At 62.7% G+C, this 25749-nt stretch carries 27 protein-coding genes; 11 read left to right on the top strand and 16 right to left on the bottom strand.

Annotated features, from left to right (window positions below):
- Nucleotides 1-215: 215 nt before the first annotated feature.
- Together IVB22_RS23170 and IVB22_RS23175 are read right to left on the bottom strand one after the other, a co-directional pair.
- Complete coding sequence (locus IVB22_RS23170; RefSeq protein WP_247519557.1) at nt 216-2348, bottom strand: DUF294 nucleotidyltransferase-like domain-containing protein; 2133 nt, start codon at nt 2346-2348, stop codon at nt 216-218.
- Between the two features lie 69 nt (nt 2349-2417).
- Nucleotides 2418-3026, bottom strand: a complete 609-nt coding sequence (locus IVB22_RS23175) for a hypothetical protein (RefSeq protein ID WP_247519558.1) — start codon at nt 3024-3026, stop codon at nt 2418-2420.
- 336 nt (nt 3027-3362) lie between these two features.
- Here IVB22_RS23175 and IVB22_RS23180 point away from each other — a divergent pair, with 336 nt between their 5' ends.
- The 6 genes from IVB22_RS23180 to IVB22_RS23205 all read left to right on the top strand — a co-directional run bounded on the left by IVB22_RS23180 (nt 3363) and on the right by IVB22_RS23205 (nt 8881).
- On the top strand, nt 3363-3641 hold the full coding sequence (locus IVB22_RS23180; protein ID WP_247519559.1) for a DUF4212 domain-containing protein: 279 nt from the start codon (nt 3363-3365) through the stop codon (nt 3639-3641).
- Between the two features lie 13 nt (nt 3642-3654).
- On the top strand, nt 3655-5634 hold the full coding sequence (locus IVB22_RS23185; protein WP_247519560.1) for a sodium:solute symporter family protein: 1980 nt from the start codon (nt 3655-3657) through the stop codon (nt 5632-5634).
- 174 nt (nt 5635-5808) lie between these two features.
- A complete protein-coding gene (locus IVB22_RS23190) occupies nt 5809-6129 on the top strand; it encodes a hypothetical protein (protein WP_247519561.1) in 321 nt (106 codons plus the stop codon).
- Nucleotides 6126-6449, top strand: a complete 324-nt coding sequence (locus IVB22_RS23195) for a hypothetical protein (protein WP_247519562.1) — start codon at nt 6126-6128, stop codon at nt 6447-6449. Before IVB22_RS23190 ends, IVB22_RS23195 begins: the two co-directional genes overlap by 4 nt.
- A gap of 105 nt (nt 6450-6554) precedes the next feature.
- Nucleotides 6555-6914, top strand: a complete 360-nt coding sequence (locus IVB22_RS23200; protein WP_247519563.1) for a hypothetical protein — start codon at nt 6555-6557, stop codon at nt 6912-6914.
- Nucleotides 6915-7090: 176 nt separating this feature from the next.
- Nucleotides 7091-8881, top strand: coding sequence for an MFS transporter (locus tag IVB22_RS23205; RefSeq protein ID WP_247519564.1), 1791 nt, complete (start codon nt 7091-7093; stop codon nt 8879-8881).
- Between the two features lie 66 nt (nt 8882-8947).
- Here IVB22_RS23205 and IVB22_RS23210 read toward each other — a convergent pair whose 3' ends face one another.
- The 3 genes from IVB22_RS23210 to IVB22_RS23220 all read right to left on the bottom strand — a co-directional run bounded on the left by IVB22_RS23210 (nt 8948) and on the right by IVB22_RS23220 (nt 10811).
- Nucleotides 8948-9421: a secondary thiamine-phosphate synthase enzyme YjbQ gene (locus tag IVB22_RS23210; RefSeq protein ID WP_247519565.1), complete on the bottom strand. Its 474-nt coding sequence runs from the start codon at nt 9419-9421 to the stop codon at nt 8948-8950.
- Between the two features lie 160 nt (nt 9422-9581).
- Nucleotides 9582-10121, bottom strand: a complete 540-nt coding sequence (locus IVB22_RS23215; protein WP_247519566.1) for a hypothetical protein — start codon at nt 10119-10121, stop codon at nt 9582-9584.
- A gap of 66 nt (nt 10122-10187) precedes the next feature.
- A complete protein-coding gene (locus IVB22_RS23220; RefSeq protein WP_247519567.1) occupies nt 10188-10811 on the bottom strand; it encodes a 2-hydroxychromene-2-carboxylate isomerase in 624 nt (207 codons plus the stop codon).
- Nucleotides 10812-11086: 275 nt separating this feature from the next.
- On the opposite strand from IVB22_RS23220, the gene IVB22_RS23225 reads away from it, so the two are divergent.
- From IVB22_RS23225 to IVB22_RS23245, 5 genes are all read left to right on the top strand, one after another.
- A complete protein-coding gene (locus tag IVB22_RS23225) occupies nt 11087-11458 on the top strand; it encodes an AtpZ/AtpI family protein (RefSeq protein WP_247519637.1) in 372 nt (123 codons plus the stop codon).
- Nucleotides 11459-11527: 69 nt separating this feature from the next.
- Entirely contained in the window at nt 11528-12283 is a 756-nt protein-coding gene (locus IVB22_RS23230; protein ID WP_247519568.1) for a F0F1 ATP synthase subunit A, read from the top strand.
- Between the two features lie 56 nt (nt 12284-12339).
- On the top strand, nt 12340-12570 hold the full coding sequence (locus IVB22_RS23235; protein WP_016847054.1) for a F0F1 ATP synthase subunit C: 231 nt from the start codon (nt 12340-12342) through the stop codon (nt 12568-12570).
- Nucleotides 12571-12629: 59 nt separating this feature from the next.
- Nucleotides 12630-13178, top strand: coding sequence for a F0F1 ATP synthase subunit B' (locus tag IVB22_RS23240; RefSeq protein ID WP_247519569.1), 549 nt, complete (start codon nt 12630-12632; stop codon nt 13176-13178).
- A gap of 4 nt (nt 13179-13182) precedes the next feature.
- Complete coding sequence (locus IVB22_RS23245) at nt 13183-13668, top strand: ATP F0F1 synthase subunit B (RefSeq protein ID WP_247519570.1); 486 nt, start codon at nt 13183-13185, stop codon at nt 13666-13668.
- Nucleotides 13669-13720: 52 nt separating this feature from the next.
- Here IVB22_RS23245 and IVB22_RS23250 read toward each other — a convergent pair whose 3' ends face one another.
- The 11 genes from IVB22_RS23250 to paoA all read right to left on the bottom strand — a co-directional run bounded on the left by IVB22_RS23250 (nt 13721) and on the right by paoA (nt 25544).
- A complete protein-coding gene (locus IVB22_RS23250) occupies nt 13721-14329 on the bottom strand; it encodes a hypothetical protein (RefSeq protein ID WP_247519638.1) in 609 nt (202 codons plus the stop codon).
- Nucleotides 14330-14459: 130 nt separating this feature from the next.
- Entirely contained in the window at nt 14460-15047 is a 588-nt protein-coding gene (locus IVB22_RS23255; RefSeq protein WP_247519571.1) for a GNAT family N-acetyltransferase, read from the bottom strand.
- A 10-nt stretch (nt 15048-15057) separates the two neighbouring features.
- On the bottom strand, nt 15058-16347 hold the full coding sequence (locus IVB22_RS23260; protein ID WP_247519572.1) for a pitrilysin family protein: 1290 nt from the start codon (nt 16345-16347) through the stop codon (nt 15058-15060).
- Nucleotides 16344-17762 carry a threonine synthase gene (thrC, locus tag IVB22_RS23265; protein ID WP_247519573.1) on the bottom strand — a complete coding sequence of 473 codons (1419 nt, stop codon included), beginning with the start codon at nt 17760-17762 and terminating at the stop codon, nt 16344-16346. The genes IVB22_RS23260 and thrC overlap by 4 nt, the downstream gene beginning before the upstream one ends.
- Before the next feature lie 254 nt (nt 17763-18016).
- Nucleotides 18017-19288: a lipoprotein-releasing ABC transporter permease subunit gene (locus IVB22_RS23270; RefSeq protein WP_247519574.1), complete on the bottom strand. Its 1272-nt coding sequence runs from the start codon at nt 19286-19288 to the stop codon at nt 18017-18019.
- A gap of 701 nt (nt 19289-19989) precedes the next feature.
- Nucleotides 19990-20373 carry a hypothetical protein gene (locus IVB22_RS23275; protein ID WP_247519575.1) on the bottom strand — a complete coding sequence of 128 codons (384 nt, stop codon included), beginning with the start codon at nt 20371-20373 and terminating at the stop codon, nt 19990-19992.
- 344 nt (nt 20374-20717) lie between these two features.
- Entirely contained in the window at nt 20718-20972 is a 255-nt protein-coding gene (locus tag IVB22_RS23280) for a hypothetical protein (protein ID WP_247519576.1), read from the bottom strand.
- Nucleotides 20973-21181: 209 nt separating this feature from the next.
- Complete coding sequence (locus IVB22_RS23285; protein ID WP_247519639.1) at nt 21182-21577, bottom strand: cupin domain-containing protein; 396 nt, start codon at nt 21575-21577, stop codon at nt 21182-21184.
- 158 nt (nt 21578-21735) lie between these two features.
- The gene (gene paoC / locus IVB22_RS23290; protein ID WP_247519577.1) at nt 21736-23940 is read right to left on the bottom strand and encodes an aldehyde oxidoreductase molybdenum-binding subunit PaoC; all 2205 of its coding nucleotides are present in this window, start codon (nt 23938-23940) and stop codon (nt 21736-21738) included.
- Between the two features lie 3 nt (nt 23941-23943).
- Nucleotides 23944-24894, bottom strand: coding sequence for a xanthine dehydrogenase family protein subunit M (locus IVB22_RS23295; protein WP_247519578.1), 951 nt, complete (start codon nt 24892-24894; stop codon nt 23944-23946).
- Entirely contained in the window at nt 24891-25544 is a 654-nt protein-coding gene (paoA, locus tag IVB22_RS23300; protein WP_247519579.1) for an aldehyde dehydrogenase iron-sulfur subunit PaoA, read from the bottom strand. Before paoA ends, IVB22_RS23295 begins: the two co-directional genes overlap by 4 nt.
- Nucleotides 25545-25749: the final 205 nt, after the last annotated feature.

Below are 25749 nucleotides of genomic sequence, written 5' to 3' on the forward strand. Positions count from 1 at the left end.
CGACGCCAAGTCGGAAAAGCATGCAACTCATTGCTGATTGACAGCAATTTGATTGTCCACTGTCAGGGAGCGTCTTGCAAGGCAACCTTTCCCGCGTTGCGCAAAAGCAGTTAATTCGTGGGTTCCTGCGGATCGATGGTGCAGTGCAAAAATAAGCACGGCGGCCGCGACGCGGAGCGCGAGCTGCAAGCGATATGGCCGCCCTTCCCGCCGCTTCAACCCTTGAACAGGAGATCGCGGGTCAGATCATCGATAATCGTGACCGCCTGCAATGCCCCGCGCAGCCGGTCGCGGTCACGGGCCGACAATCGCTTCACCGAAACCGCGTTCGAAGGAGGGATGCCGAGGGCGATATCCTCGATCTGCTGCGAAACGATCAGATCGAAAAAGACGCCCTGGGCCTCGGCGAGCGCGTCGAGATCGCCTGCGCTGAGCTTGATTTGCGCCTTCACCGCAGCCAGTCGCGCCGGCGTCGATCGTTCTATCACGTGGTAGCGGATCGCAAGCGCGCGCGCCGCGGCGACTAGGCCGAACAGTCCGGCCGCCTTGAGATCGATACGGCCGGCGACCGTGCGGAAGCCGCCAAGCAACTTCAGGCTCGCCGGAATGCTGATGTCCTCGACCAGAAGCTTGGCGAACGCCACCTGGCCCTCGGCCGCCGCGAAGGCCGCCTGCCGCACCGAGGCGGCGAGGGTGCCATCGCCATGAACGGCGCGCAGGTCGAAGAAGATGTCGACGGACAACAGATCCGCCGGACGCGACCGCATGATCCATTTGTCGATCCGCTCTTGCCAGGTTGCCACCGAGCCGCGCCAGGGCGCATTCTTCGCCATGACGCCGCCCTTGCAATAGGGCACCCCGACTTCGTGCAGGATATCGGCGATGTGCGTCCCGAACGCCGCGAACCAGCGATCCCCCTCGCCGTCAGGTTCGCCTTGCGCGAAGATCAAGGCGTTGTCCTGATCCATCGCCAACAGGCTTTCGCCGCGTCCGGCCGATCCAAGAACCAGCAGGGCGTAGCGACAAGGCGGCTCGCCGCGGCCGTTTTCCCGCATGCGCCGCTCCGCAATCACGGCGGCCTGGCGGGAGAGAGCTCCCAGTTCGCGTGAGATGATTTCGGCGATGTCACGGCCGGACAGGCCTTCCGTCAGCAGCATTTCCGCTACCCGCGGCAACTTCGCCCAGGCCGCAGCCAGCGCATGCGCATCATCAGCACAATCGATCTCGTCGCCGAGCGATACGGCGTCGCCAGCGCGCAGGCGCAGCAGGTCGCGCGCCGACAATGCACCGACCACGTAGCCGGCCTCGTCGACGACGCCGAGATGGCGGGTCTTGAGACGGTTCATCCGGCCGATCGCACGATAGACGAACGCATCCGCCGGAACCGACGCCAGCGGCTTGTTCATGATCTCGGCGACGCTCCGCTGCAGCGCCGCGGCGCCGAGCCGGGCGATGGCGCGCAGCACGTCGCGCTCCGTGGCGATCCCCGCCTCGACCGCTCTCATTTCCTGGCCCGGCTCCGGCCGGCCGACATAGACCGCCGATATCCTCTCGTCCGTCATTCGCGCCAGCGCTTCGCCAACCATGGCGTCCGGCGGCACGAAGATCGCCGGCGTCCGCATGATGTCGCGGATGCGATGGCGGAACGCATAGCTGTCGAAGCGCTTCAGCGTTTGTTCGGCGTCGACGCGGGCCGTGGCGTCGACCGCCTCGATCCAACCGCTGCGCACCTGATCGTCGAGCACGGCGGTGAGCGCGCGGCAGGCGCGTTCGGCTTCCGCGACGGTGCGGATGCCGTGCTCGCGCAACTTCGGCACCAGCGCAACGAATATCCGCGCGGTCGTGACCGCGTCGCCGAGCGCAGAGTGTCGATCGGCGGCGTCGATGCCCAACCAGTCCGCGAGCTTCTCCAGCGTGTAGCCGGCCAGTTCGGGGGCGGCGATCTGCGCCAGCAGCCTGGTGTCGAGTGTCCTCGGCCGCGACCACGGCAACCCCGCCAGATCGCATTCGCGCTTGAGCATTGCGAGATCGAAGCCGACGGTGTGACCGATTACGAGGAAGCCATCGAGGAACGTCTCGAAACCCGGCCAGACCTCGGCGAACAAGGGCGCGCCGGCGACCGCCGCGTCGGCAATGCCGTGGATGCGCGTCGTCTCGGCGGGGATCGTCTCATTCGCCGGTCGGAGCAATTGACGAAACCGATCCTCGGCAATCAGCTTTCCGGCCAGGAGCCGCACGCCCGCAAGCTCGATCACCCGTGCCTTGCGTGGATCAAGCCCGGTGGTTTCAGTATCGATGACAACGGCGTCGAGCGACAAGAGCGAGGCACCGCCAGCCGTCCTGTCCATTGCCCCTCCCTTCGCCGTCGTCCCGAGGATGTCGGCCGTTAGCCGGGCATTGGCAAAGTCCGGCCGGTCCTATTTCAGCAGCGCGCCGGCCAGCGCGGCCGCATCGATGCGATCGACCAGTTCATCATGGATGTTGCACAGGCTGACGCGAAGGTAATTGCGGGTGGTCTGGAAATCCCGCCCGCGCAGCTTTTCGTGGATCGGCATCATGGCAAAATAGCTTTCCGCCAGCGGTTCGGGAATGTCCATCACCCGCTTGGGCGCATGGCCCCCCACCAGGTCGAGCCGATGCGCCAACTCCCGCCGCGCCTCTTGCCAGGCGGCCTCGCCGATCGACGGCGGGATTGGATAACGGTCGAAGACCGAAAGGACGACCGCGATGATCTGGTCGAGAACCGCCCGGCGATCGGCGCCGGCATGCGGACGCAGGACCACGTCTACCATCTCGCCGACCATTGAAAGGCCGAGCGGAAATGCCTGCCAGCGCGCGTGTTCAACCGACCTGGCAAAGCCCTCCTCGGCAAACAGCACCTTGGCGTAGTGGCCTGCCCGAGCTCGGGAATATTCGTAGATGCCCTTTTGCACGATGAACGCGGATTGCGCATCAATGAAGTCCGCGAGGGCCTCTCGGTCTCGAATCGGCGGACGGGGTCGAAACAGTTTTTCGAACAGCTTCATCGCGGCCTCATCCTGCCAGACGACCCGTGTGACTTCTACAACTTACCGTATCTGGTCCCGGCAAGTTCAATGTTCTCTACGCCGCGCCGTTAGCAGCTGCGGCAATTTCCACTGCTCAACGCTTTACTCCCGTTCGCAAACGCAACAAATAATACCCCCGAAAGTCTAATGAAGGCGTGACGATTCGTGGTGTTACCCTGCGTTGTCTCCAAAATCGGCACCAGACCGATAGAGCCGCGGCAAGGGGGGCGCCGCACTGAAGGGATTTGCATTCCCCTCGATCGTTTCATCCCGGCGCACTTTGCTGACCGGTGCTTTGAAGAAGGAATGCATTCCATGGCTGACTCTACAAGCATGAAACAAAGAGAAGAAGCTCACTGGGCAAAGACCTCGCGTCTGATGTTCACGCATCTCGGCATCTGGTTCTTCTTCGGCTTCGTCATCCACATGTTCGTGAAGCCTCTCAACAATATCGTCATTCCGATCCTCGGTTTCCCGCTCGGCTTCTACATGGCCGCGCAGGGATCGCTCATTGCGTTCGTGGTCATGCTGTTCGTGTTCGCGAAACAGCAGGACAAGATTGATCGCGAATTCGGCTTTGCCGAGGAAGATTGAGGGGGAAGAGATCATGGCCACACAAACTTCTGCCGGCACCTCAGATTTCATCAAGAATCTGGGCAAGATGTACGGGACCTATACCGGCGGGTTCCTGGCGTTCATCATTCTGCTCGCGGTTCTCGAACAGGTTGGCGTACCAAACAAGATCCTCGGCTACCTGTTCGTGTTCTTCACGCTCGCGGTTTACGCCATCATCGGGGTGATGACGCGAACCGCGGAAGTCTCCGAGTACTACGTCGCCGGACGGCGTGTGCCCGCCTTCTACAACGGCATGGCGACAGGCGCCGACTGGATGTCGGCGGCTTCCTTCGTCGGCATGGCCGGAACGTTGTTCCTGCTTGGCTACGACGGCCTCGCATGGGTGCTCGGATGGACCGGCGGATTTGTGCTGGTGTCGATCCTGATCGGGCCATACCTGCGCAAGTTCGGCGCCTATACCGTGCCCGACTTCCTGTCGTTCCGGTACGGCGGCAATTTCGCCCGCGCGCTCGGCGTGGTCGTGCTGGTCGCCTGCTCCTTTACCTATGTGACGGCGCAAATCTACGGCACCGGCCTGATTGCCTCGCGATTCCTCGGAATGCAGTTCGAGCTTGCGGTTTTCGCCGGGCTTGTCGGCATCCTGCTCTGCGCGATGCTGGGCGGAATGCGGGCGGTGACCTGGACGCAGATTGCACAGTACATCGTGCTGATCATCGCCTACCTGACCCCCATCATTATCCTGTCCACCGCGAAGTACGGAATTCCGCTTCCGCAACTCACTTACGGACAGGCGATCGCGGACATCACGGCGCGAGAGCAACAAATGTTGACCGCAGGTCTGGCGACGGCCGCAGCGCTGAAGCCGCACATCCAGCCTTTCATCAACTATAGCCCGCTCAACTTCTTCGCCATCATCATGTGCATGATGGTCGGTACGGCTTCGTTGCCGCACATCCTGATGCGTTACTTCACCACGCCGTCGGTACGTGAAGCGCGCCAGTCCGTGGCGTGGTCGTTGCTGTTCATCTTCCTGCTGTACTTCTCCGCGCCGGCCTACGCGGCGTTCTCCAAGCTGGAAGTCTACACCAACATCATCGGGCGGGATCTGACGGCGATTCGTCCTTGGTTGTTCAACTGGGGCGAACTCGGGCTGATCCAGATCTGCGGCAAGAACGCGGCCAGTATCGACGCCATCGTTGCGGCGTGCAAAGCGATTGCCGGGCATCCCGGCGTCGTCAGGCTGCAGGACTTCGTGATCAACACCGACGTGATCGTGCTCTCCACGCCAGAGATCGCGGGACTTCCCTATGTGATCTCGGGTCTGGTCGCCGCCGGCGGTCTCGCCGCCGCGCTGTCCACCGCTGACGGGCTGCTGCTCGCCATCGCCAACGCGCTGTCGCACGACGTCTACTACAAGATGATCGACCCCAACGCGCCGACCATGCGTCGCCTTACCGTGGCGCGCGGTCTCCTCGTGATCGTCGCCGTGATCGCAGCCGCGACGGCCGCAACCAAACCCGGGGACATTCTAGCCATGGTCGGCTGGGCGTTCTCGCTGGCGATGGCCGGCAACTTCCCCGCACTCGTGATGGGCGTCTGGTGGAAACGCACGACGGCAACGGGGGCTGTCTGCGGCATCATTGCCGGCTTCGGTCTCTGCCTGTTCTACCTCGTGACGACCAGGTACTTCCCGGGCATGGGCGTGAAGTACTTCGGCATGACATCGCTGATCAACCCGCTGACGGGGGCGCCGCTGGTCGACATTGCGAAAGCCATGGCGTTGCCAAACGCCATGGAAAGCTTCCCGACCCTCGCCCACCCGATGGCCAACAAGATCGGGTGGTTCGATCTCAACAACATCGCCTGCGGGTTGTTGGGAACGCCGCTGGGCTTCGCCGTCATCTACATCGTCAGCAAGCTCGGCAAGGAGCCGTCGGCGGAAATGCAAGCCTATGTCGACGACATCCGCAAGCCGCGAGGCAGGACGGTGCTCGAGGAGAGAACCACCTAGAAGCGCGGCAAAGCGTTTCGGCAAACGGGGCCTAACAAGGCCCCGTTCTGTTTTGGCGTAAGCGTGAGTGACTTCGCTTGCCCGAAAGGTCGCCGCTTGCCATTGTTGTGTCGTGCCTGTCGCTGTTTCGCGTGCCAGTCCGTCGATTGATCGAGCCTCTGGGAGAGTCCCACTTTGGGTATTTCAACATCGCTGGCCACCTACTGGTATTTCCATCTGCCGAATTTCGTCTTGGCCGCACTGATGTACACAATGCTTGGCCGCGTCCTGCTCGGCCTGATGGTGGATGCGGACTCGCCGAACTACATCTGGCGATTTTTCTGCCGGATCACCGACCCCGTCGTCGCCGCCGTCGCGATCGTGACGCCCAAGGTTACCCCGCCGGTTGTGGTTTGGCTGTTCGGCTTCGTCTGGCTGTTCTGGCTGCGCGTCGCGCTTCACTACACATTGCTGCTGCTAAATCTGGCGCCCCGGTTTGGCGGAGCGGCATCATGAACCGCAATTTCTATTTCATCGGCATCGCATTCTTCGGGATGATCAATGGCATCTTCAATCAGCTCGCGCTGATTTTCACACTGCTGTACGTCCAGTTGCTCGCCGGCCCGCTGCTGTTTGGCAGCCTGTCCCTGACACTGATGTTCGCATCGCTGATGGTCTCGACCGCCACCGTCATTCTTGGTGGAATTCCGGCGGCGCTCTACGAGCGGGCCACGGGCGCATCGGAATCAAGCGACGCGTCGCTCTGGATATGGCTTGCTGGAACCGCTCTTTTGGCGCTGCCAGCCGCCGGTAACTTTCTCAAGATCGGCCTGTAACGACCGGTTCGCGGTGTTGAGCACGGGCCGCGCTGCCGCTACCCTGTGGCCGGCTTTTGAACCGGCATGTTTCCTTGATTGACGGGGTGGCCGACCGTGGAAGAGATGCGCCGTATCGCATACGAAACCGTGCTTCGCGCCTGCGGCTTCGCCTCGCTCGCCATCTTCTGCGTCATGATCGGATTGTCATTCCTGCCGCGCTCCGCCTTCCAGGCAGGAGGTTTTCTCAGCATCCTGATGACGCTGGTTCTGGTGTTGAAAGCCTGGGAAGCCCGGACCAAGGATCACCGCCGCACCGAGATGTGGCTCTATCTTCCCAAGGAGAACCGTCCGCCCCAAGCCTCCGCGCAACGGACGGTTTCGATGGTCATGCGCGAGACCTATCTGCTGTTCGCGAGCTGGACCGCAATGATTTCCATCCTGATGTGGAGCCTTGCGCTCGTCTTCTCGGTCATTGGACTTTAGTCCGAAGCTGCCCCGACAAACGGCGAAACAACGACAAAACGGCGGGAAAACACTGCCAGTCCCACCGAAAGTACTATTGGGCCAAGCTTCGCGAACATGTAGTGAGCCCTATTCATAATGCGTGATCTGACGCAACGCACATCTTTGCGAGCATAAAAAAGGGGAGCGAATCGGAAATGTCTACAATGACCGCCACGTCCGGCAAGGCCGCCGGAATGACGAAAGACGAACGTTTCGTCATTGTTGCCTCCTCGCTTGGTACCGTCTTCGAATGGTATGATTTCTATCTGTTCGGTTCGCTCGCCAGTGTCATCGGCGCGCAGTTCTTCGGCGTCATTGATCCCGCAACAAATCTGCCGATGTTCAACCAGGCCACGCGCGACATTTTCGCGCTGCTGGCGTTCGCTGCGGGCTTTATCGTTCGTCCGTTCGGCGCCATCGTGTTCGGTCGCGTCGGCGACATCGTCGGCCGCAAGTACACCTTCCTCGTCACAATACTGATCATGGGCCTGTCGACCTTCATCGTCGGCATATTGCCCAACGCGGCGACCATCGGCATTGCGGCGCCGATCATCCTGATCGCATTGCGCCTGCTGCAGGGCCTCGCGCTCGGCGGTGAGTACGGCGGTGCGGCGACGTACGTGGCGGAGCATGCCCCGATGGGCAAGCGCGGCTACTACACCTCGTTCATCCAGACCACGGCAACGCTCGGCCTGTTCCTGTCGCTGTTGGTGATCCTCTTCGTATCGGCATACGTCAACAACAACTTCGCAGGCACGGCGTGTGCGGGCACCCAGTGCACGTCCATAGCCGCTCCCTATCCGGCGGCTGGTGACCCTGCTCTCGCGGGCAAGGTTTTCACTACGGCTTTCCAGAACTGGGGCTGGCGAATTCCGTTCCTGGTTTCCGTGATCTTGCTGGGCATCTCGGTCTGGATCCGGTTGCGGCTCAATGAATCGCCGGTCTTCCAGAAAATGAAAGACGAGGGCAAGAGCTCAAAGGCTCCGTTGACCGAAGCCTTCGCCAACTGGAGCAACGCCAAGATCGTGATCATCGCCCTGATCGGCGGCGTGATGGGCCAGGGCGTGGTCTGGTACACCGGCCAGTTCTACGCGCTGTTCTTCATGCAATCGATCCTAAAGGTCGATCCGTTCACTGCGAACCTGCTGATCGCGTGGTCGCTATTGCTCGGCACCGGCTTCTTCATCGTGTTCGGCGCGTTGTCCGACAAGATCGGCCGCAAGCCGATCATTCTGGCAGGCTGCCTGATTGCGGCGCTGACCTTCTTCCCGATCTTCAAGATGATCACCTCCAACGCAAATCCCGCGCTGGAGAAGGCCATCGAGACGGTCAAGGTCGAGGTGGTCGCCGATCCAAAAGGCTGCGGCGACCTGTTCAACCCGGTCGGCACCCGCGTATTCACCGCACCTTGCGACACGGCCCGCGCCTATCTGGCCCAGCAGTCGGTCAAGTACTCGACCGCCTATGGTGCTGCTGGCTCGGGGGTGAAGGTCGTCGTCAACGGCAAGGACGTGGCCTACACGGACGCCAAGACATCGAATTCGGCGGTGCTGGCGGCGGTGCAGGCTGCGGGATACCCGAAGCAGGGCGCCAACCCGACGCTCGTGAAGATGAATCACCCGTTTGACATCTTCAAACCGCAGGTAGCCGCCATCATCGGACTGCTGTTCGTGCTGGTGATCTACGTCACGATGGTTTACGGGCCGATCGCGGCGATGCTGGTCGAACTGTTCCCGACCAAGATCCGCTACACCTCGATGTCGCTGCCCTATCACATCGGCAACGGCTGGTTCGGCGGATTGCTGCCCGCGACCGCGTTCGCGATCGTGGCCTCGACCGGCGACATCTACGCGGGTCTCTGGTATCCGATCATCTTCGCTTCGATTACGGCGGTCGTGGGCTTCTTCTTCCTGCCCGAGACCAAGGACGTCGACATCACGAAGTAATCGACCCAGGCGGAAACACGAACCGGCCGCGGAGCGATCCGCGGCCGGTTTGCTTTTGCGGGTGCCTCAATTTGTGGCGCCGATGAACTGCAGCACGATCTCGCGCCGATGTGGCCGCGCGCGGTGCTCGACCAGATAGATCGCCTGCCACGTGCCCAGCGCGAGCGCGCCCTGCAGCACCGGGATGTGCAGCGAAGTCCCGGTCAGCATGGTCTTGATATGCGCCGGCATGTCGTCCGGCCCCTCGGTATCGTGGCGCCAGCCGGCGTTTTCGGGCGCGAGCCGGTTCAGCGCCGTCGTCAAATCGACGAGCACGGTCGAGTCGGCATTTTCCTGGATCGTCAGCGACGCCGAAGTGTGACGGATGAACAGCGTCGCCGCGCCTTCGCGCGCCCGGGCCTCGCGCACGAATTTCGTGACCTCGGCGGTGAGGTCGGTAAAGCCCGCGCCTGAAGTCTGCACGGTCAGCAGCGAGGATACGATGGTGTTGGCGGCGACGGACGACGGAGCGGTTCGGGAAACGGATTTTGGCGATGTCACGAACACTCTCCACACGTCGTCCCTGCGAACGCAGGGACCCATAACCACAGGCGTTCGTTGTTACGAACGAAATCGACTTCGACCACCCTCACTCGAAAAGCCGCGGCGTATGGGTCCCTGCTTTCGCAGGGACGACCCGAGGAGCGCGCGAGCCGTCCCTTCAGATCTTGCCGTTGACGTCCCGTTGCACCCGGTTGGCCATTTCGATCAGGCGCCGCCAGGCCCGCTCCAGGAACGACATCATGCGATCCATGTCGCGATCGCTCGGCAGCGGGATTTCGATCTTGCGCTCGCCCTCCACAACCTTCGGCTCGCTCTTCTTCAGCGAATCCGATTTCGGCAGCGGCTCTTCGATCTTGCCGGGCACTGTGGGCTCGCGCGAGGCGAGGTCCGCCTTGAGCCTATCATTGTCGGCCTGGAGCCGGACAATGTCCGCTTGCAGCCGGCCGATTTCGGTGTCCATCGCCGCGCGTTCGTCGGGGACAGCGTAGCAGGCCCAGCCCGCGCCCGAATTGTTACAGGTCGAAATCGCACCGGTTCTTGTATCGAGCCGGAGCACGCCATCCCCCGTCGGTGACAGCGCATAGCGGCCATTCTCGGTTTCCGGCAGCGCTCCCGCGAACGCGTGCCCGCTGCCTGTGAGACAACAGGCCAGCACGACGAGCCTTAAGAATTTCGAGGACGATTTCGCTGTGCTCATGGGCTTGCTCCCGCCGCAGGACAGTAGCGGTTTCGTCGACCGCCGGGGCGCTTTCAAGGCGCGCTCCTAGACCTTCGAGCTATAGGGCGTTCGGCCGGATTTCAACGCATCCTCCAGCAATTCGAGGCGGTCCTGGCCCCAGAACACTTCGCCCTCCAGCACATAGACCGGCGAGCCGAACACGTCGGCTGCCAGCGCCTCCTGCCGGTTCTGCTCATACGCCGCCGTGATTTCCTCCGAGCCGGAGCGCTCCACCAATTGCTTGCCGGGCAACCCCGATTCGTCGGCGAGTTTCGCGATCGTTGCGGGATCGACGAGATTGAGCTGGTCTTCCCAGACGGCGGCAAAGGCCCGGCGCAAATAGCGGTCGGGATCATGACCGGCCTCGAGCGCCGCGATCACGACGCCATCGGCCAGGCGTGCATTGAATGGCCAGTGCGCCGGCTGCAGATGAAATTTCAGTCCGCGCTTGTCGCGCCAGCGCTGCAGTTCGACCATCCGGTAGCGCTGCCGTACCGGGTGGCGCCTCATCAAGGGCAGACCGCCGGTCTCCGAAAACAGATCGACCAGCACCACCGGCTTGTGATTTACCCTGAGATCATAAATACTTACCATGCGCCGAAAGGACTGATGTCCGATATAGGCCCAAGGAGATTGGAGCGAGAAATAGTAATCGACCTGACGCGGCATGCGGGCTCCGGCACAAGGATTTTCGCTTCACTCGGAGCATCCCAACAGACCGCCCAAACGGGCGCAAGATCGATCCATGCGGGAATAGCTGCTGCACTGCGATGACGGGTCCACAGTGTCGCAGGCGACGCTTGAATAAATCCAATCAAATCAAAGAACTAACTGGTTACGGCCTAATCTTGACTTGAATAGACGCGGTAAGTATGGTCCGCGCGGCTTTCAAGGGTGACGGGCGTAATTTCCATCAACCGTTGGCATCGTTTATTGTCTTGGGCATGGCCGAAGACAAAAACGACAACGTAAGTGGCAATCGCGATCAGCCGTCTTCCGACGAAGCTGCGCTTTCCGCAAGGCTCGGAAGTCTGGATCAACGGTTGTCCGAAATTCGTGACAGCCGCAAAATCAGGACTGATCAACCCGGAACTGAAAGCGGAGACAGAGCGGCCAGAGCTTCTGGCATGGCGCTTGGTTTCCGGCTTTCCTCGGAATTGGTCGCGGGCGTTGTCGTCGGAGCGGCGATTGGCTGGGGGTTCGACCGTTTATTGTCGACATCGCCGTTCGGTTTCATCGTGTTTCTTCTGCTCGGCTTCGTCGCCGGCGTGGTCAACGTGGTGAGAACTGCAGGCGCAGGTCCAGGCAGACGCTGAGCGTCGACGGGAAGTCACGACATTTGAAATTCGATTGCCGGCCAAGCCGGTGGATAAAGAGCCGCGCGGATGAAAATCGACCCGATCCACCAGTTCAATATCGAACCCCTCTTCACGATCGGCCATATCGGCAACCACACGATCGCCTTCACGAACTCGACGCTCTACATGTTCCTCTCGGTGGCGGTGATTTCGCTATTGATGATCGGCGGCATGGCGAGAGGGCAGCTGGTTCCCGGGCGGCTGCAGTCGATCGCGGAAATCTCTTACGAGTTCGTCGCCTCAACGATCCGCTCTACCGCCGGCGCGGAAGGCATGAAGTTCTTCCCGCTGATCTTCTCGCTGTTCATGTTCATCTGCATCTCGAACCTGATTGGCATCATCCCCTACACGTTCACGGTTTCGAGCCACATCATCGTCACCGCGGCGCTGGCCTTCCTGGTTTTCTTCACGGTCCTGATCTACGGCATCTACAAGAACGGCCTGAAGTTCTTCAAGATTTTCGTGCCCTCCGGCGTGCCGATCTACATCCTGCCGCTGGTCATGTTCATCGAAATCCTGTCGTTCTTCCTGCGGCCGGTCTCCCACAGCGTCCGTCTGTTCGCCAACATGCTGGCCGGCCACATCGCGCTGAAGGTGTTCGCGGGCTTCGTCGCCATGCTCGGCGTGTCGCTCGGCGCGCTCGGCTGGTTCGGCGGCATGCTGCCGCTGGCGCTCACCGTGGCGCTGACCGCGCTCGAACTCTTGGTCGCATTCCTGCAGGCCTACGTGTTCGCGATCCTGACCTGCATCTATCTCAACGACGCCATTCATCCGGGACACTAAGCGGTCCGGGGAATTTCCACCCACACTTTGTCTTACCCTCTCAAGGAGCTCTAGAAATGGAACCGGCAGCAGCTAAACTTATCGGCGCGGGCATCGCATGCATCGGCATGGGCGGCGCGGGTGTCGGCGTGGGCATCATCTTCGGCAACTACCTCGCCGCAGCGGTGCGCAATCCTTCCGCAGCGCAGGGCCAGTTCGGCAACCTGATCTTCGGCTTCGCCGTGACCGAAGCGCTCGGCATCTTCTCGCTGCTGATCGCGCTGCTGCTGCTGTTCGTTCCGCTCTGAGCTGCACCCTATCGCGCCGCCCGGTCCGGGCGGCGCGCTGACAGCAAGAGGAGAACCCCGTGGCTGAAAAAAGTCATGGTACCGGCGCCCACACCGAAGCAGATGGCGGCCATGGCGGAGGATTTCCTCCGTTCGAGTCGAGCACGTTTGCTTCGCAGCTGGTGTCGCTCGCCATCGCGTTCGTCGCGCTCTATGTGATCGTGTCGCGCATTGCGCTACCGCGCGTCGAAAGCGTGATCGACGCACGTCAGAACGCAATCGAGGGCGATCTGGCGCAGGCGCAGAAGCTGAAGGACGAGTCCGACGCTGCGCTGAAGGCGTATGAAACGGACCTCGCTTCGGCACGCTCCCGCGCCCAGGCCATCGGCAACGAGACCCGCGAGAAGCTGAACGCGGCCTCGGAAGCCGAGCGCAAGACGCTGGAAGACCAGCTCACGGCCAAGCTTGCCGCCGCCGAGAAGCAGATCGCGGCGACCCGCGAGACCGCGATGAAAAATGTCCGCGGCATCGCCGCGGATGCGGCCGGCGCGATCGTGCAACGCCTCACCGGCGTGCTGCCCGACGGCAAAACCGTCAGCCGCGCCGTCGATGCTACGTTGAAGGGATAGACGGATGTTTGCCCAACCGGAAACCTGGGTCGCGATCGCCTTCGTCATCCTCATGGTGCTGTTTGCCTATCTCGGCATCCATAAAACAGTACTGACGGCGCTCGATCATCGTGCCCAGCGTATCAAGGCCGAACTTGACGACGCGCGCCGTCTCAAGGAGGAGGCCGCCAAGCTGCTCGGCGAGTACAAGACCCGCCGCGCCAGCGCCGAGCGCGAGGCCGAAGAAATCATCGCCAACGCCAGGGCCGAAGCCGAGCGCATCGCGACCGAGGCCAAGGCCAAGATGGAAGACTTCGTCGCCCGCCGCACCAAGACCGCCGAGAGCAAGATCGCGCTTGCCGAAGCCCAGGCGCTGGCCGACGTCCGTGCCGCCGCCGCCAACGCCGCGGTCGAAGCCGCATCGACCATCCTGTCGCAGTCGGTCAAGGGCTCGGTAGCCGACGATCTGCTCTCCAAGGGTATTGCCGAGGTTCGCGCCAAGCTGAACTGATCGGCTTCCACCAATCAATCAAAGCCGGCGCGAGACGATCGCGCCGGCTTTTTTATTGCTTCTTCTTTTTCGGCGCCGGGCGTTCGGGCTTTAGGGCCTGCGGGTCGAAGCCGATATAGAAGATGTAGCTGTCGCCGACGGCACCGGGAGGCGCGGGATAGGCGAGATCTTCGGCCACCAGCGTAAAAGGCTCGCTGCCGCCGTCGGTCATGGTGACGGTGGTTTGGTAGGCCTTGGTAGCGATGGTTTTCTCAGACACGCCGCCCTGCACCACCGCGACGCGAATCGGAACCTGGACCGACGCCGGGGCGCCGGCGGGGCCGGCGATGACGCGCCCCTGAATGCCGATCCGCGCGGTGATCACGCCGCCATTGAGGCTGCATTCGCGGGCCATTTTGGAGATCGTCGCCTGAAAGCGCAGGTCGTTGCCGACCGGCTGCTTGCCAGGCGCCGCCACGGCATAAGTGGACGCGCCGGCCCGGACCGTGACCGGCGGACAGGTCAGATCGCCGGTGTCCTGCGGCACGGCCGGCGCATTGGTGGCCGGCTCCTCGTCCGACTTGCCGCCGAACAGGCTCTTGAAACGATCGGTGATCGATTGCGCCGATGCCGGCGCCGCTGTCAGGCAGGCCAGCCCGCCCGCAACCGCAGCCGCGGCCATCACCTTGGCCAAACGATTGTTACCCATGCGACGTCCCTGAAATCCCATCGTTCCGCATTGTTCCCGGCGGCGTTATAGCAGCCCAATGGCGGCGAACCCAAGGCACCCAAAAGGCTTAGAAATCAACGGTTCAGCCGCGGAAATCCTCATGCAGCAGGCCGAACAGCAAATGGTCCTGCCAGACGCCGTTGATGCAGAGATAGCGCCGTGCCAGCCCCTCGCGGGTGAAGCCGCATTTCTCCAGCACCCGGATCGACGGCGAGTTGGAGGGAATGCAGGCGGCCTCGATGCGGTGCAGGTTGAGCTCGCCGAACAGCGTCGGCAGCAGCACCCGGAGCGCCGCCGTCATATAGCCGCGGTGGGCATGGGGTGCGCCGACCCAATAGCCGATGGTGCCGGCCTGCACGATGCCGCGGCGGACATTGGCGAGCGTGATGCCGCCGATCATGGTGCCGTCAGACTCGCGGAAAATGATGAACGGATACGAGCGGTCGGCGGCGATATCCTCGGCGTAGCGGAGCAGCCTGCGGCGAAAGCCGGCGCGGGTCAGATCGTCCGACGGCCAGATCGGCTCCCACGGCGTGAGGTAGGCCCGGCTTTGTTCGCGCAACTGCGACCATTGCAGGAAATCCGCCATTTGCGGTGCGCGCAGCAGCAGGCCGTGGCCGCGCGGCACGAGCGCGGCCGGTCCGCTGGTTGGCAAACGAAACAGGGCCATGCCCTTTACCTCAATGCAGCAGCGTCTTCGCCTTCGACCTCGTCAATCCTTCCGCAAAAGACACCGCCGTGTCCAGACCCCTGCCGCTGCCAAGCGCGACAACTGCCGGCCGGCTGCGGGTCAGCAGCGCGTGCGCGGCGTTGCGGGTCGATTCGACGCTGACCGCGTCGATCCGCGCCACCAGCTCTTCCACCGTCTGCGGCCGGCCATAGGCCAGGATGTGCCGCGCCAGTTGTTCGGCGCGGGAGGAGCAGCTTTCCAGCGCCATCAACAGCCCGGCCTTCATCTGCGCCTTGGCGCGGGCGATCTCGGCTTCGGTCAGGGTTTCAACGGCGTCGTTGATGACGTCGACGATCACTTCCATCATCTCCGGCGCGTCGCCGGGATCGGTGCCGGTATAGAGGCCGAAAAAGCCGGTGTCGGAATAGGGCGCGTGGAAGGTATAGATCGAGTAGCACAGGCCGCGTTTCTCGCGCACTTCCTGGAACAGCCGCGACGACATTCCGCCGCCGAGCGTGTTGGTGAACACCTGCAGCGAGAACAGCGATAGATCCGTTTGCGGCACCCCTTCGAGCGCGAGCGTCAGATGCGCCTGTTCGAGGTCGCGGTGCACCACGCGCGAGCCGCCCTTGCCGAACATTGCCGGCACCGGATTCGGCGCGGGCGTGGCGTCGAAGCTGGCAAATCTTTGCGCCACGTCCTCCACCACGCGCTTGTGGTCGACCGCGCCCGCGGCCGCCACCACCATGTCGGGGCCGCGGTAGTGCGTCGAGAGATAGCCGCGCAGCATGTCGCGATCAAAATTCTTCAGCGTCTTGGCGGTGCCGAGCAGCGAGCGGCCCATCGGCTGGTCCGGAAAGCAGAGTTCGTTGAGGTGCTCGAACACGACGTCATCAGGGGTATCCTGCGCCGCGCCGATTTCCTGCACGATGACGCTCTTCTCGCGCTCCAGTTCATCAGGCACGAAGGACGGATTGGCGAGAATGTCGGAGAGCACGTCGAGCGCGAGCGGCACGTCGGCCTTCATCACCCGCGCATAATAGGCGGTGGTTTCGGTGGAGGTTCCGGCATTGAGATCGCCGCCGACCGCCTCGATTTCCTCGACGATCTCGCGCGAGGATCGCCGCGTCGTGCCCTTGAATGCCATGTGTTCGAGCAGATGCGAGATGCCATGCTCGTTCGGCTTCTCGTCCCGGCCGCCGACGCCGGCCCAGACGCCGAGCGCCGCGGTTTCCAGATGCGGCATGGTGTCGGTGACAACCGTCAGGCCGGATGGCAGTTTGGTTACGTCAACGCTCATCCGGAAACTCCCTGCTTCGCGGCACGGCTCACCGAGCGCACGAATCTCTCCACTTCGGCTGAATCGTTTTTCATCACTGTGATGTGTTCGGATTTGGTCATGAGACCGTCGAGCCAGGCCGGCAGTTGCGGCCGCACACCGCATGCGGCTTCCACCGCATCGGGGAACTTGGCCGGATGCGCGGTCGACAGCACGATGTTGGGGATATTCGAATCCGAGGTGTCGCGATCCGCCACCGCCAGCGCGACAGCGGTATGGGGATCGACGAGGTCGCCCGCCTCGCGCCAGGCGGCCCGGATCGCAGCCGACGTCTCGGTCTCGTCGGCGCGGCCGGCATCGAACTCCTCGCGGATCGCCGCCAGCATGGCATCCGGCAGCACGAAACGTCCGGACTGTTTCAGCGAGCCCATCAGCCGGCGAACGCTGTCGGCGTCGCGGCGGCTCGCCTCGAACAGCAGGCGCTCGAAATTCGAGGAGATCTGGATGTCCATCGAGGGCGAAGCGGAGGCGTGAACCTCGCGCACTTCGTAAATGCCGGTCTTGAGCGTGCGCGGCAGGATGTCGTTGACGTTGGAGGCGATGCGCAGCCAGCGAACCGGCAGGCCCATCTTCTTGGCAACATAGCCCGCAAAAATGTCGCCGAAATTCCCGGTCGGCACGGTGAAATCGACCGTGCGTGCAGGCGCACCGAGGGCGACGGCCGACGTAAAATAATACACGACCTGCGCCACGATCCGCGCCCAGTTGATCGAGTTGACGCCCGACAGCGAGACCGCGTCGCGAAAGCCGTGATGGTTGAACATCGCCTTCACGATCGCCTGGCAATCGTCGAACGTGCCTTCGATCGCGAGCGCATGCACATTGGTGGCACCCGTCGTCGTCATCATCCGACGCTGCACGTCGGAGATACGCCCGTTCGGGAACAGCACGACCAGATCGACATTGTCGAGGCCGGCAAACGCATCGACCGCAGCACCGCCGGTATCGCCTGAGGTAGCGACCACGATGGTGGTGCGCTGGTTGCGCTTGGCCAGCACGTGATCCATCAGCCGCGAGATCAACTGCATCGCGACGTCCTTGAACGCCAGCGTCGGGCCGTGGAACAGCTCCAGCACGAATTGATTGGGCCCGACCTGATCGAGCGGCACCACCGCCGGATGGCGGAACGTGGCGTAGGCCTCATTCGCCATGCGGCCGAGATCGGCGTCGGAAATTTCGCCCGCGGTAAACGGCTTGATCACGTCGACCGCGACTTCCCAATACGGCCGGCCGAAAAATCCGGCGATGGTTTCAGGAGAGAGCTGCGGCCAGACCTCGGGCACATAGAGGCCGCCGTCCCGGGCAAGCCCGGTCAGCATCACATCGCAGAAACCCAGGACGGGGGCCTCCCCCCGCGTCGAAATATAGCGCGTCAAACCACCCTCCAAAGGCACAGGCCCCACGCCAAGCCTTTGATATTGATCATGAATTAGATTTCGCCAAGCGCGAAGTGAGGGGCACCATAAAGCGTTTTGGGGCGAAGGGGAAATGGGGATGACGACGAAAAATCGGGGGTGGGATCGGTAGGGTGGGCAAAGCGCAGCGTGCCCACCACCTATCCGCGACCGTCGTTTTGAATGGTGGGCACGCTTCGCTTTGCCCACCCTACGAGAGCGGAGGCGGCGTCCAACTACCCATATCGAAATGCCTCGACCGGATCGAGCCGCGCCGCGCGCCACGATGGATAGAGCGTCGCGAGGAATGACAGCGTCAGTGCCATGCCCACAACGGCAGCGGTCTCGCCAAAATCGATCTCCGCCGGCAGCTTCGACAGGAAGTAGAGTTTTGGCGGAAACAATTCGGTATTGGTGAGCCAGGACAGAAACTGCCGGATCGATTCGATGTTCAGACAAACCAGCATGCCGACGAGAAGCCCGGTCAGCGTACCGAGCACGCCGATCGCAGCACCCGCGATCAGGAATACCCGCATGATCGATCCTCGCGAGGCTCCCACGGTGCGCAGAATGGCGATATCGCTGCCCTTGTCCTTCACGAGCATGATCAGGCCCGAAACGATGTTCAGCGCTGCGACCAGCACGATCAAGGTCAGGATCAGAAACATGACATTGCGTTCGACCTGAAGTGCGGCGAAAAAGGCCGAGGTGCGCCGTCGCCAGTCGACAAGGAACACCGGCCGCCCGGCGGCGTCTGCCACCGGCCTTCGGAATTCGTCGACCCTGTCGGGGCTGGCTTCGATGAAAATTTCGATCGCGCTCACGTCATCGGCGCGCTTGAAATAGGCCTGCGCCTCGGCGAGCGGCAGAAAGACCATCACGGAATCATATTCCGACATGTCGAGGCTGAACACCGCCGCGACCTTGTAAGGCTTGATACGAGGTGCCGCCCCCTTCGACGTCACGGCTCCGCCGGGCGCGACCAGTGTGATGTTGTCGCCGGCACGCAGCGACAATTGATCGGCAAGCCTGCGTCCGATGGCGACCCCTTGTCCCTGCACAAATGCGTCCAGCGAGCCCTGCTGGACGTTGCTGGCGATCGAGGTGAGTTTGTTCATATCCTCGGCGCGAATGCCGCGAACGAGCACGCCTGAGGCATTGTGCGCCGATGATGCCAGCGCAGGTCCGTCCACCACGGGAACGGCGAGCCGGATGCCTGGCACCTGGCTGATGCGCTCAGTGACGTCCTTCCAATCCGTCAGCGGCGACTCGAGTGGTTGCATCACAAGGTGACCGTTCAGGCCGACGATCTTGTCGATCAATTCCTTGCGAAAGCCGTTCATGACGGCCATCACGATAATCAGCGTCGCAACGCCGAGCATGATGCCGAGGAACGAGAAACCGGCAATGACGGAAATGAAGCCTTCCTTGCGACGCGCCCGCAAGTAGCGCCCGGAAACCAACCATTCGAATGCCGAGAAAGGCAGCGGGCGCGGGGATTTTTCCATGGCTCCACTTTAGCGCTTTTTTGGTACAATTCGAGCACTCGCTTCGATGAACGATCTTCATCCACCGCCATATTCCCGCCATGCCGGATCGGGCGCCGCGAACACACGGGGCGCGGAATGAGGTCAGGGATGGATAATGATCGACCGCGCTGCGGCCGGCATGAAGCACGACGTCGATCGTGGCGGTCTCAAAACCATCGCCCAGAACTATCGCGCCGGGCGACCTCCACGTCCGGCGTGCGTGACCCCGCGGATTTTTCGGCTCTGGCGATCAAGGAGGAGTGCAGTAAGGCCGCCTCAGTCGGTGGCCTTTCATTTCACGAGCCGGAGATAAGCGGCCCCAGCAGCGGGGGGCTAGGGGCTGAGCTGGGGCCGCCCATTTTAACCGCCAGCAACGCGGAAACAAGCGGCCAACGGTCAGCCAATTTACCGCAACCCGGTTGATCGTTCCGAACTAGTTTGGAGTACCTCTGTTGGCGGCGTCTTTCGTATCAGACTAACCCATGCGATGTCACCAATTGGTACTTTTGACACATGCCTGTATTGAGCGACGTCCGTTCTCAGGCGTAACTCGGAAGACATTTGTTCGCGTCGAGTTCTTCTCAGTTTGACCCAGAGCGGGCATCGGCCGCGCCGTTCTGAAGATAACAACAGGTTAGAGCGACCGAAGCCGTTTCAAGGGGAATTATGGCTCGGTGAAATCAGATTTCGCAGTCGACTGAATTCAAAGCCTTGCGCAAGCCACCAAACGCGCTTAGCCGACAGGGCCCGGTGTCGCTGGCGGCCTTTCGCCGCTCCGAAATTGCGGTTCGCTTGACATCGGCTTTCTTTGGCTTCGATTTGGGAAGGGCAGCGGTAGCGACCTTCTTTGATTTGGGATCGTGCCGATGGCGGTTGATCACCCTCGGCGGCTCCGAAGGACCGACACTGATGCCTTCCGACGGAGAAATGCGTTCGTCGACCAGAGCAGGCTGCGCTGGTGTCTCGCTGCTCGCAGCGGCAATTTCAAGTCGATCAGCCTTCGCCAACGCATCACGTGAATCGGAAATGGCTGCGGTTGACTCGACAACGGGCTGGACGACCACTCCTGCACTCCGCGCTGGGGCTCTGAGTTCCATTGCCGCAAGTACTCCTACACCCAATGGGATGAGGAGGCCCAACAACATCATTCTCAGCATGATGCTCCCTCCGGCTTGAATTAGTGCCGGTGAAAATTCTCCGATCTAATGAGGCAACTTGGCGGCGGCTGACCTAACAACGCGACCCACGTACAGGGCGTTTGCAGACAGGGTTAACCGCCGGTCTAGATCTTTGGCCCCAAAGCGGACACGCCAATACGTCCGGGTTTGCCGGTGTCCGAAAACGGACATCGCTGGACCGCTACCGTTGTTTCGGTAAAGCACGACTGCGGAACAGGTCTTGAGCAGGATCAGTCGCGAGTCATCGCGATCATATTGAAGTCCTTGTCGAGCTTGATGTCGTACTGCCCGCCCTTGCACTTGGCGTCATCGACTTCAAAGTAACCGCTGCCCTCGGTTTCCTTTTCCATCTTGCCGCCCGTGCAGCCAAGGACTTCCAAGGCAGCTTTGATCTTCTCGGCCTCCGCCGGTGTCACTGGGGTGTCAGCAAGCGCGAAAGTGCTGCTTACAAGTGCAGCGCCGAACGCCATCAAGAAGGGCTTCATCTGTGCATTCTCCAATTCAGCAAACGAAACCAGCCTAACCCAAGTTTGTTCCAACAACCAAAGGCGTCAGGAGGAACCCGGTAGCCCTGCGGATCTCTGAACGTGGCACGTCCCGTCATTTCGGTGCGATCCGGTATTTGGTCGCTATCGGGGCATAGCGGACATGCCATCGAACCACACGATCAAACCCTCGAGACAACCGCGCCCCATCAAGCCCGGTATTGTTCGTCGCTGACCTTCTCCATCCAGTCGACGGCCTTGCCGTCGAGCCGCTCCTGGATGGCGATGTGCGTCATGGCCGTCGTCGGCGTCGCGCCATGCCAGTGCTTTTCACCCGGCGGAAACCAGACGACGTCGCCCGGGTGAATTTCCTCGACACGGCCGCCCCAGACCTGCACCCAGCCGCGTCCGGACGTGACGATCAAGGTCTGGCCCAAGGGGTGGGTATGCCATGCCGTCCGCGCACCGGGCTCGAAGGTGACGCTGGCGCCGGCGACACGCGCGGGACCGGGAGCCTGCATCAGCGGATCGACGCGCACATTGCCCGTGAAGTATTCCACCGGCCCTTTGCCTGATGGTCGTGAACCGCTTCGCTTGATTTCCATCGTTCCGTTCCTTGGCTTCGCCGGGACAGCCGGCATGGTGCCCGCTGCCACCGCGAGCGCGGTGGTGGCGAGCAGGCGTCTTCGCGTGAACATGGTGCTTCCCCTAATCGCACTTGCGGCGAGCTTCGAGATACGCGGCAGCAACGCAATCGAAGCGCTCAACCCACGTCCGGCATTTGCTCCAGCAGCTTGTCGAGCGTGATCGGATAATCGCGGACGCGCACGCCGGTCGCGTTGTAGACCGCGTTGGCAACGGCAGCCGCCACGCCGCAGATGCCGAGCTCGGCGACGCCCTTGGCCTTCATCGGCGACGACATCGGATCGGTCTCATCAAGGAAGAACATTTCCTGATGGGGGATGTCGGCATGCACCGGCACCTCGTAACCGGCGAGGTCATGGTTGACGAAGAAGCCGGCGCGCTTGTCGACCACAAGTTCTTCCATCAGCGCCGCGCCGACGCCCATGGTCATGGCGCCGATCACCTGGCTCCGCGCCGTCTTTGGATTCAGGATACGGCCAGCGGCGCACACCGCGAGCATGCGGCGCACGCGGATCTCGGCGGTCGCCGCATCGACGCCGACTTCGACGAAGTGCGCGCCGAAGGTCGATTGCTGGTACTTCTTGGCGATATCGCCATATTCGATTTCGTCTTCGGCCGAGATGCCGCCATCGGCCGCAGCCTGCATCAGCGGCACGCTGCGATTGCCCGCGCGCACGGCCCCATCGACGAACTCCGCCTCCGCGGAGTTGAACCCGAGCTTCTGCGCGATCATCTCGCGCAGCTTGACGCAGGCGGCATAGACGCCGGCGGTCGAGTTGTTGCCGCCCCACTGCCCGCCGGAACCGGCCGACACCGGGAAAGCCGAGTCGCCGAGACGCACCTTCACATTCTCGAGCGGCACGCCCATCATCTCGGCCGCGGTCTGCGCGATGATGGTGTAGCTGCCGGTGCCGATGTCGGTCATGTCGGTTTCGACGGTCACGACACCGCTCTTGTCGAGCCGCACCCGCGCCGCCGACTTCGTCAGCAGATTGTTGCGGAACGCGGCGGCGGCGCCGATGCCGACCAGCCAGCGCCCGTCGCGGACCCTGCCCGGCTGCGGGTTGCGCTTGTTCCAGCCGAAGCGCTCGGCGCCCGTACGCAGGCACTCGACGAGCTGACGCTGCGAGAACGGCCGCTCCGGCTTTTCCGGATCGACCTGGGTGTCGTTGAGGATGCGAAACTCGATCGGGTCGATCCCGAGCTTCTCGGCCATTTCATCGACGGCGATTTCCAGCGCCATCATGCCCGTCGCCTCGCCCGGCGCGCGCATCGCATTGCCTTCGGCCAGATCGAGCGTCGCGAGCCGCGTGGCGGTCATGCGGTGCGTGCCTGCATAGAGCAGCCGGGTCTGGCTGACCGCGCCGTCGGCCTTGCCGCCCGGCAGATCGCCGGACCAGCTCTCATGACCGATCGCCGTGATCTTGCCGTCCCGCGTGGCCCCGATGCGGATGCGCTGGATCGTTGCCGGGCGATGCGTGGTGTTGTTGAACATCAGCGGACGCTGCAGCGCCACCTTCACCGGCCGTTTCGCCGCGCGCGCGCCCAATGCGGCGAGCAGCGCGTCGGCGCGCGGGAACAGCTTGCCGCCAAAACCACCGCCGATGAACGGCGAATCGAGGCGGACGTTTTCCTTCGGAATGCCCAGCGTTGTGGCCATCTCCGCCTTGTTCCAGGCGATCATCTGGTTCGAGGTCCATAGCGTGAGCTTGTCGCCCTCCCATGCGGCGATCGTGGCGTGCGGCTCCATCATGGCGTGCGCTTCATCGGGCGTGCTGTAGCGCGCATCGAGCCGGACCGGCGCGGCCGCAAACGCCGCGGCGAAGTCGCCGACCGCCGTATCGCCGGGACCGCCGGTGATGGGATTTGGTTTTGCCTTATCCAGCAGAGAAGCGAGATCGAACGCACCCTGCTCCCTGACGTAATCGACGCGGATCAACTGCGCGGCGGCGCGCGCCTGCTCAAACGTTTCCGCGACGACGACGGCAATGGCCTGGTGATAATGCTGGATCTCGGGACCACCGAGGAGTTTTGCCGTGTTGAGCCTGCCCTTGTCGAGCTTGCCGGCGTTGTCAGCCGTGACGATCGCGAGCACGCCGGGCGCGGCCTTGGCATGACTCAGATCCATCCCGGCGATCCGTCCCTTGGCGATCGCCGAACCGACGACATAGCCATAGGCCTGGTTTGCCACGACATCGTGGCGCTCATAGGCGTAGGGCGCCGTGCCGGTGGCCTTGAGCGGACCATCGATCCGGCTGACGGGCTTGCCGACGATTCTGAGCTGATCAATCGGGTTGGTCGTGGCGGGAGATTCGAATTTCATGTGTCAGCCCTTCGCTTCGGTCAGCACCGCGCCGAGCGTGCGCTCGGCCAGCGACAGCTTGAATGTGTTTTCGCGCGTCGGCTTCGCATCGGCGAGCAATTGCGCGGCGACGGCCTTGGCGCCGCGCGGCATTGCGGCCTCAGCCGCTTCGACGCGCCACGGTTTGTGGGCGACGCCGCCAAGCGCCACGCGTCCGGTGCCGTCGCGCTGCACGATCGCGGCGACCGAGACGAGCGCGAAAGCATAGGAGGCGCGATCGCGCACCTTGCGATAGACCTGCCTGCCGCCGACGGGTTTTGGCAGCGTCACCGCGGTAATGAGCTCGCCCGGCTGCAGCGTGGTTTCGATATGCGGCGTGTCGCCGGGCAGGCGGTAGAATTCGGCGATCGGGATCGTTCGCGTCGCGCCGTCCGGCCGCACGGTTTCCACCGTCGCATCAAGCGCGCGCATCCCGACCGCCATGTCGCTCGGATGGGTGGCAATGCAGGCTTCGCTTGCGCCCAACACGGCATGCTGGCGGCTGAACCCGCCGATTGCCGCGCAGCCGCTGCCGGGCCGGCGTTTGTTGCAGGGCTGGTTGGTGTCGTAGAAGTAAGGACAGCGCGTCCGCTGCAGCAGGTTGCCCGCCGTGGTCGCCTTGTTGCGCAACTGGCCCGAGGCGCCCGCCAGCAGCGCGCGCGACAATACGCCATAGTCGCGCCGCACGCGGCTATCAGCGGCGAGATCGGTGTTGCGCACCAGTGCGCCGATACGCAATCCGCCCTCCGATGTCGGTTCGATCTTGTCGAGCGCGAGGCCGTTGACGTCGATCAGATGGGCCGGCGTCTCGATCTCGAGTTTCATCAGATCGAGGAGATTGGTGCCACCGGCGATGAACTTGGTATCGGGATTGCGCAAGGCGGCAGCGGCGGCATCAGCCGGCGTGCGGGCGCGCTCGTAAGTGAAAGATCTCATGCGGGTCTCCCGGCAACTTCTGATATCGCCTCGGCGATGTTGGAATAGGCGCCGCAACGGCAGATGTTGCCGCTCATGCGCTCGCGGAGCTCGGCATTGGTCAGTTGCGCCGGCGCGTTGAGGTCGGCGCTGACATGGCTCGGAATGCCGGCCTTGATCTCGTCCAGCACGGCAACCGCCGAGCAGATCTGTCCGGGCGTGCAATAGCCGCATTGATAGCCGTCATGTTTTACGAATGCGGCCTGCATCGGGTGCAGGTTCTCAGGCGTACCCAGTCCCTCGATCGTCCTGATCTCGTCGCCCTCATGCATGACCGCCAGGGTCAGGCAGGAATTAATCCGCCGCCCCCCCGATATGACCGTGCAGGCACCGCACTGACCGTGATCGCACCCCTTCTTGGAGCCGGTGAGATGCAGGTGCTCGCGCAGCGCATCGAGCAGCGTGGTGCGCGTGTCGAGCGTGACTTCGCGCGGCCTGCCATTCACGTTGAAGGAGACCTTCGACATCGGGACAGCCTGGGGGGCGGCCTGCGCAGGAGCCACCGGCGTTTGCGCATTGGCCACCGGGGGTGCCGCGCCAAAGGCCACCGATGCGGCGGTTCCCAGCAACAGTTTCCGCCGCGATAGATCGAAGTCGCTCGGACCTTGCATGTCGTGTTCCCATTTTGCTGTCGGTTGATGTTCGGCGCGACCGTGCCGGCGTCCGCATCTATCGTCGTGTAACCGCGCCGGGTTTCGGCTGTTCCTCGCCGGCGTTCACGTTTGAAAGAGCTGTCGCGGGAGGACCGCGCTTGCCGGCTTCGCACAAGCTAACGGCTGCACGGAGCTTCGATTAGGTGGTACAATCAGCTTGTAC

Source organism: Bradyrhizobium sp. 190, assembly GCF_023073415.1.
Taxonomy (GTDB): Bacteria; Pseudomonadota; Alphaproteobacteria; order Rhizobiales; family Xanthobacteraceae; genus Bradyrhizobium.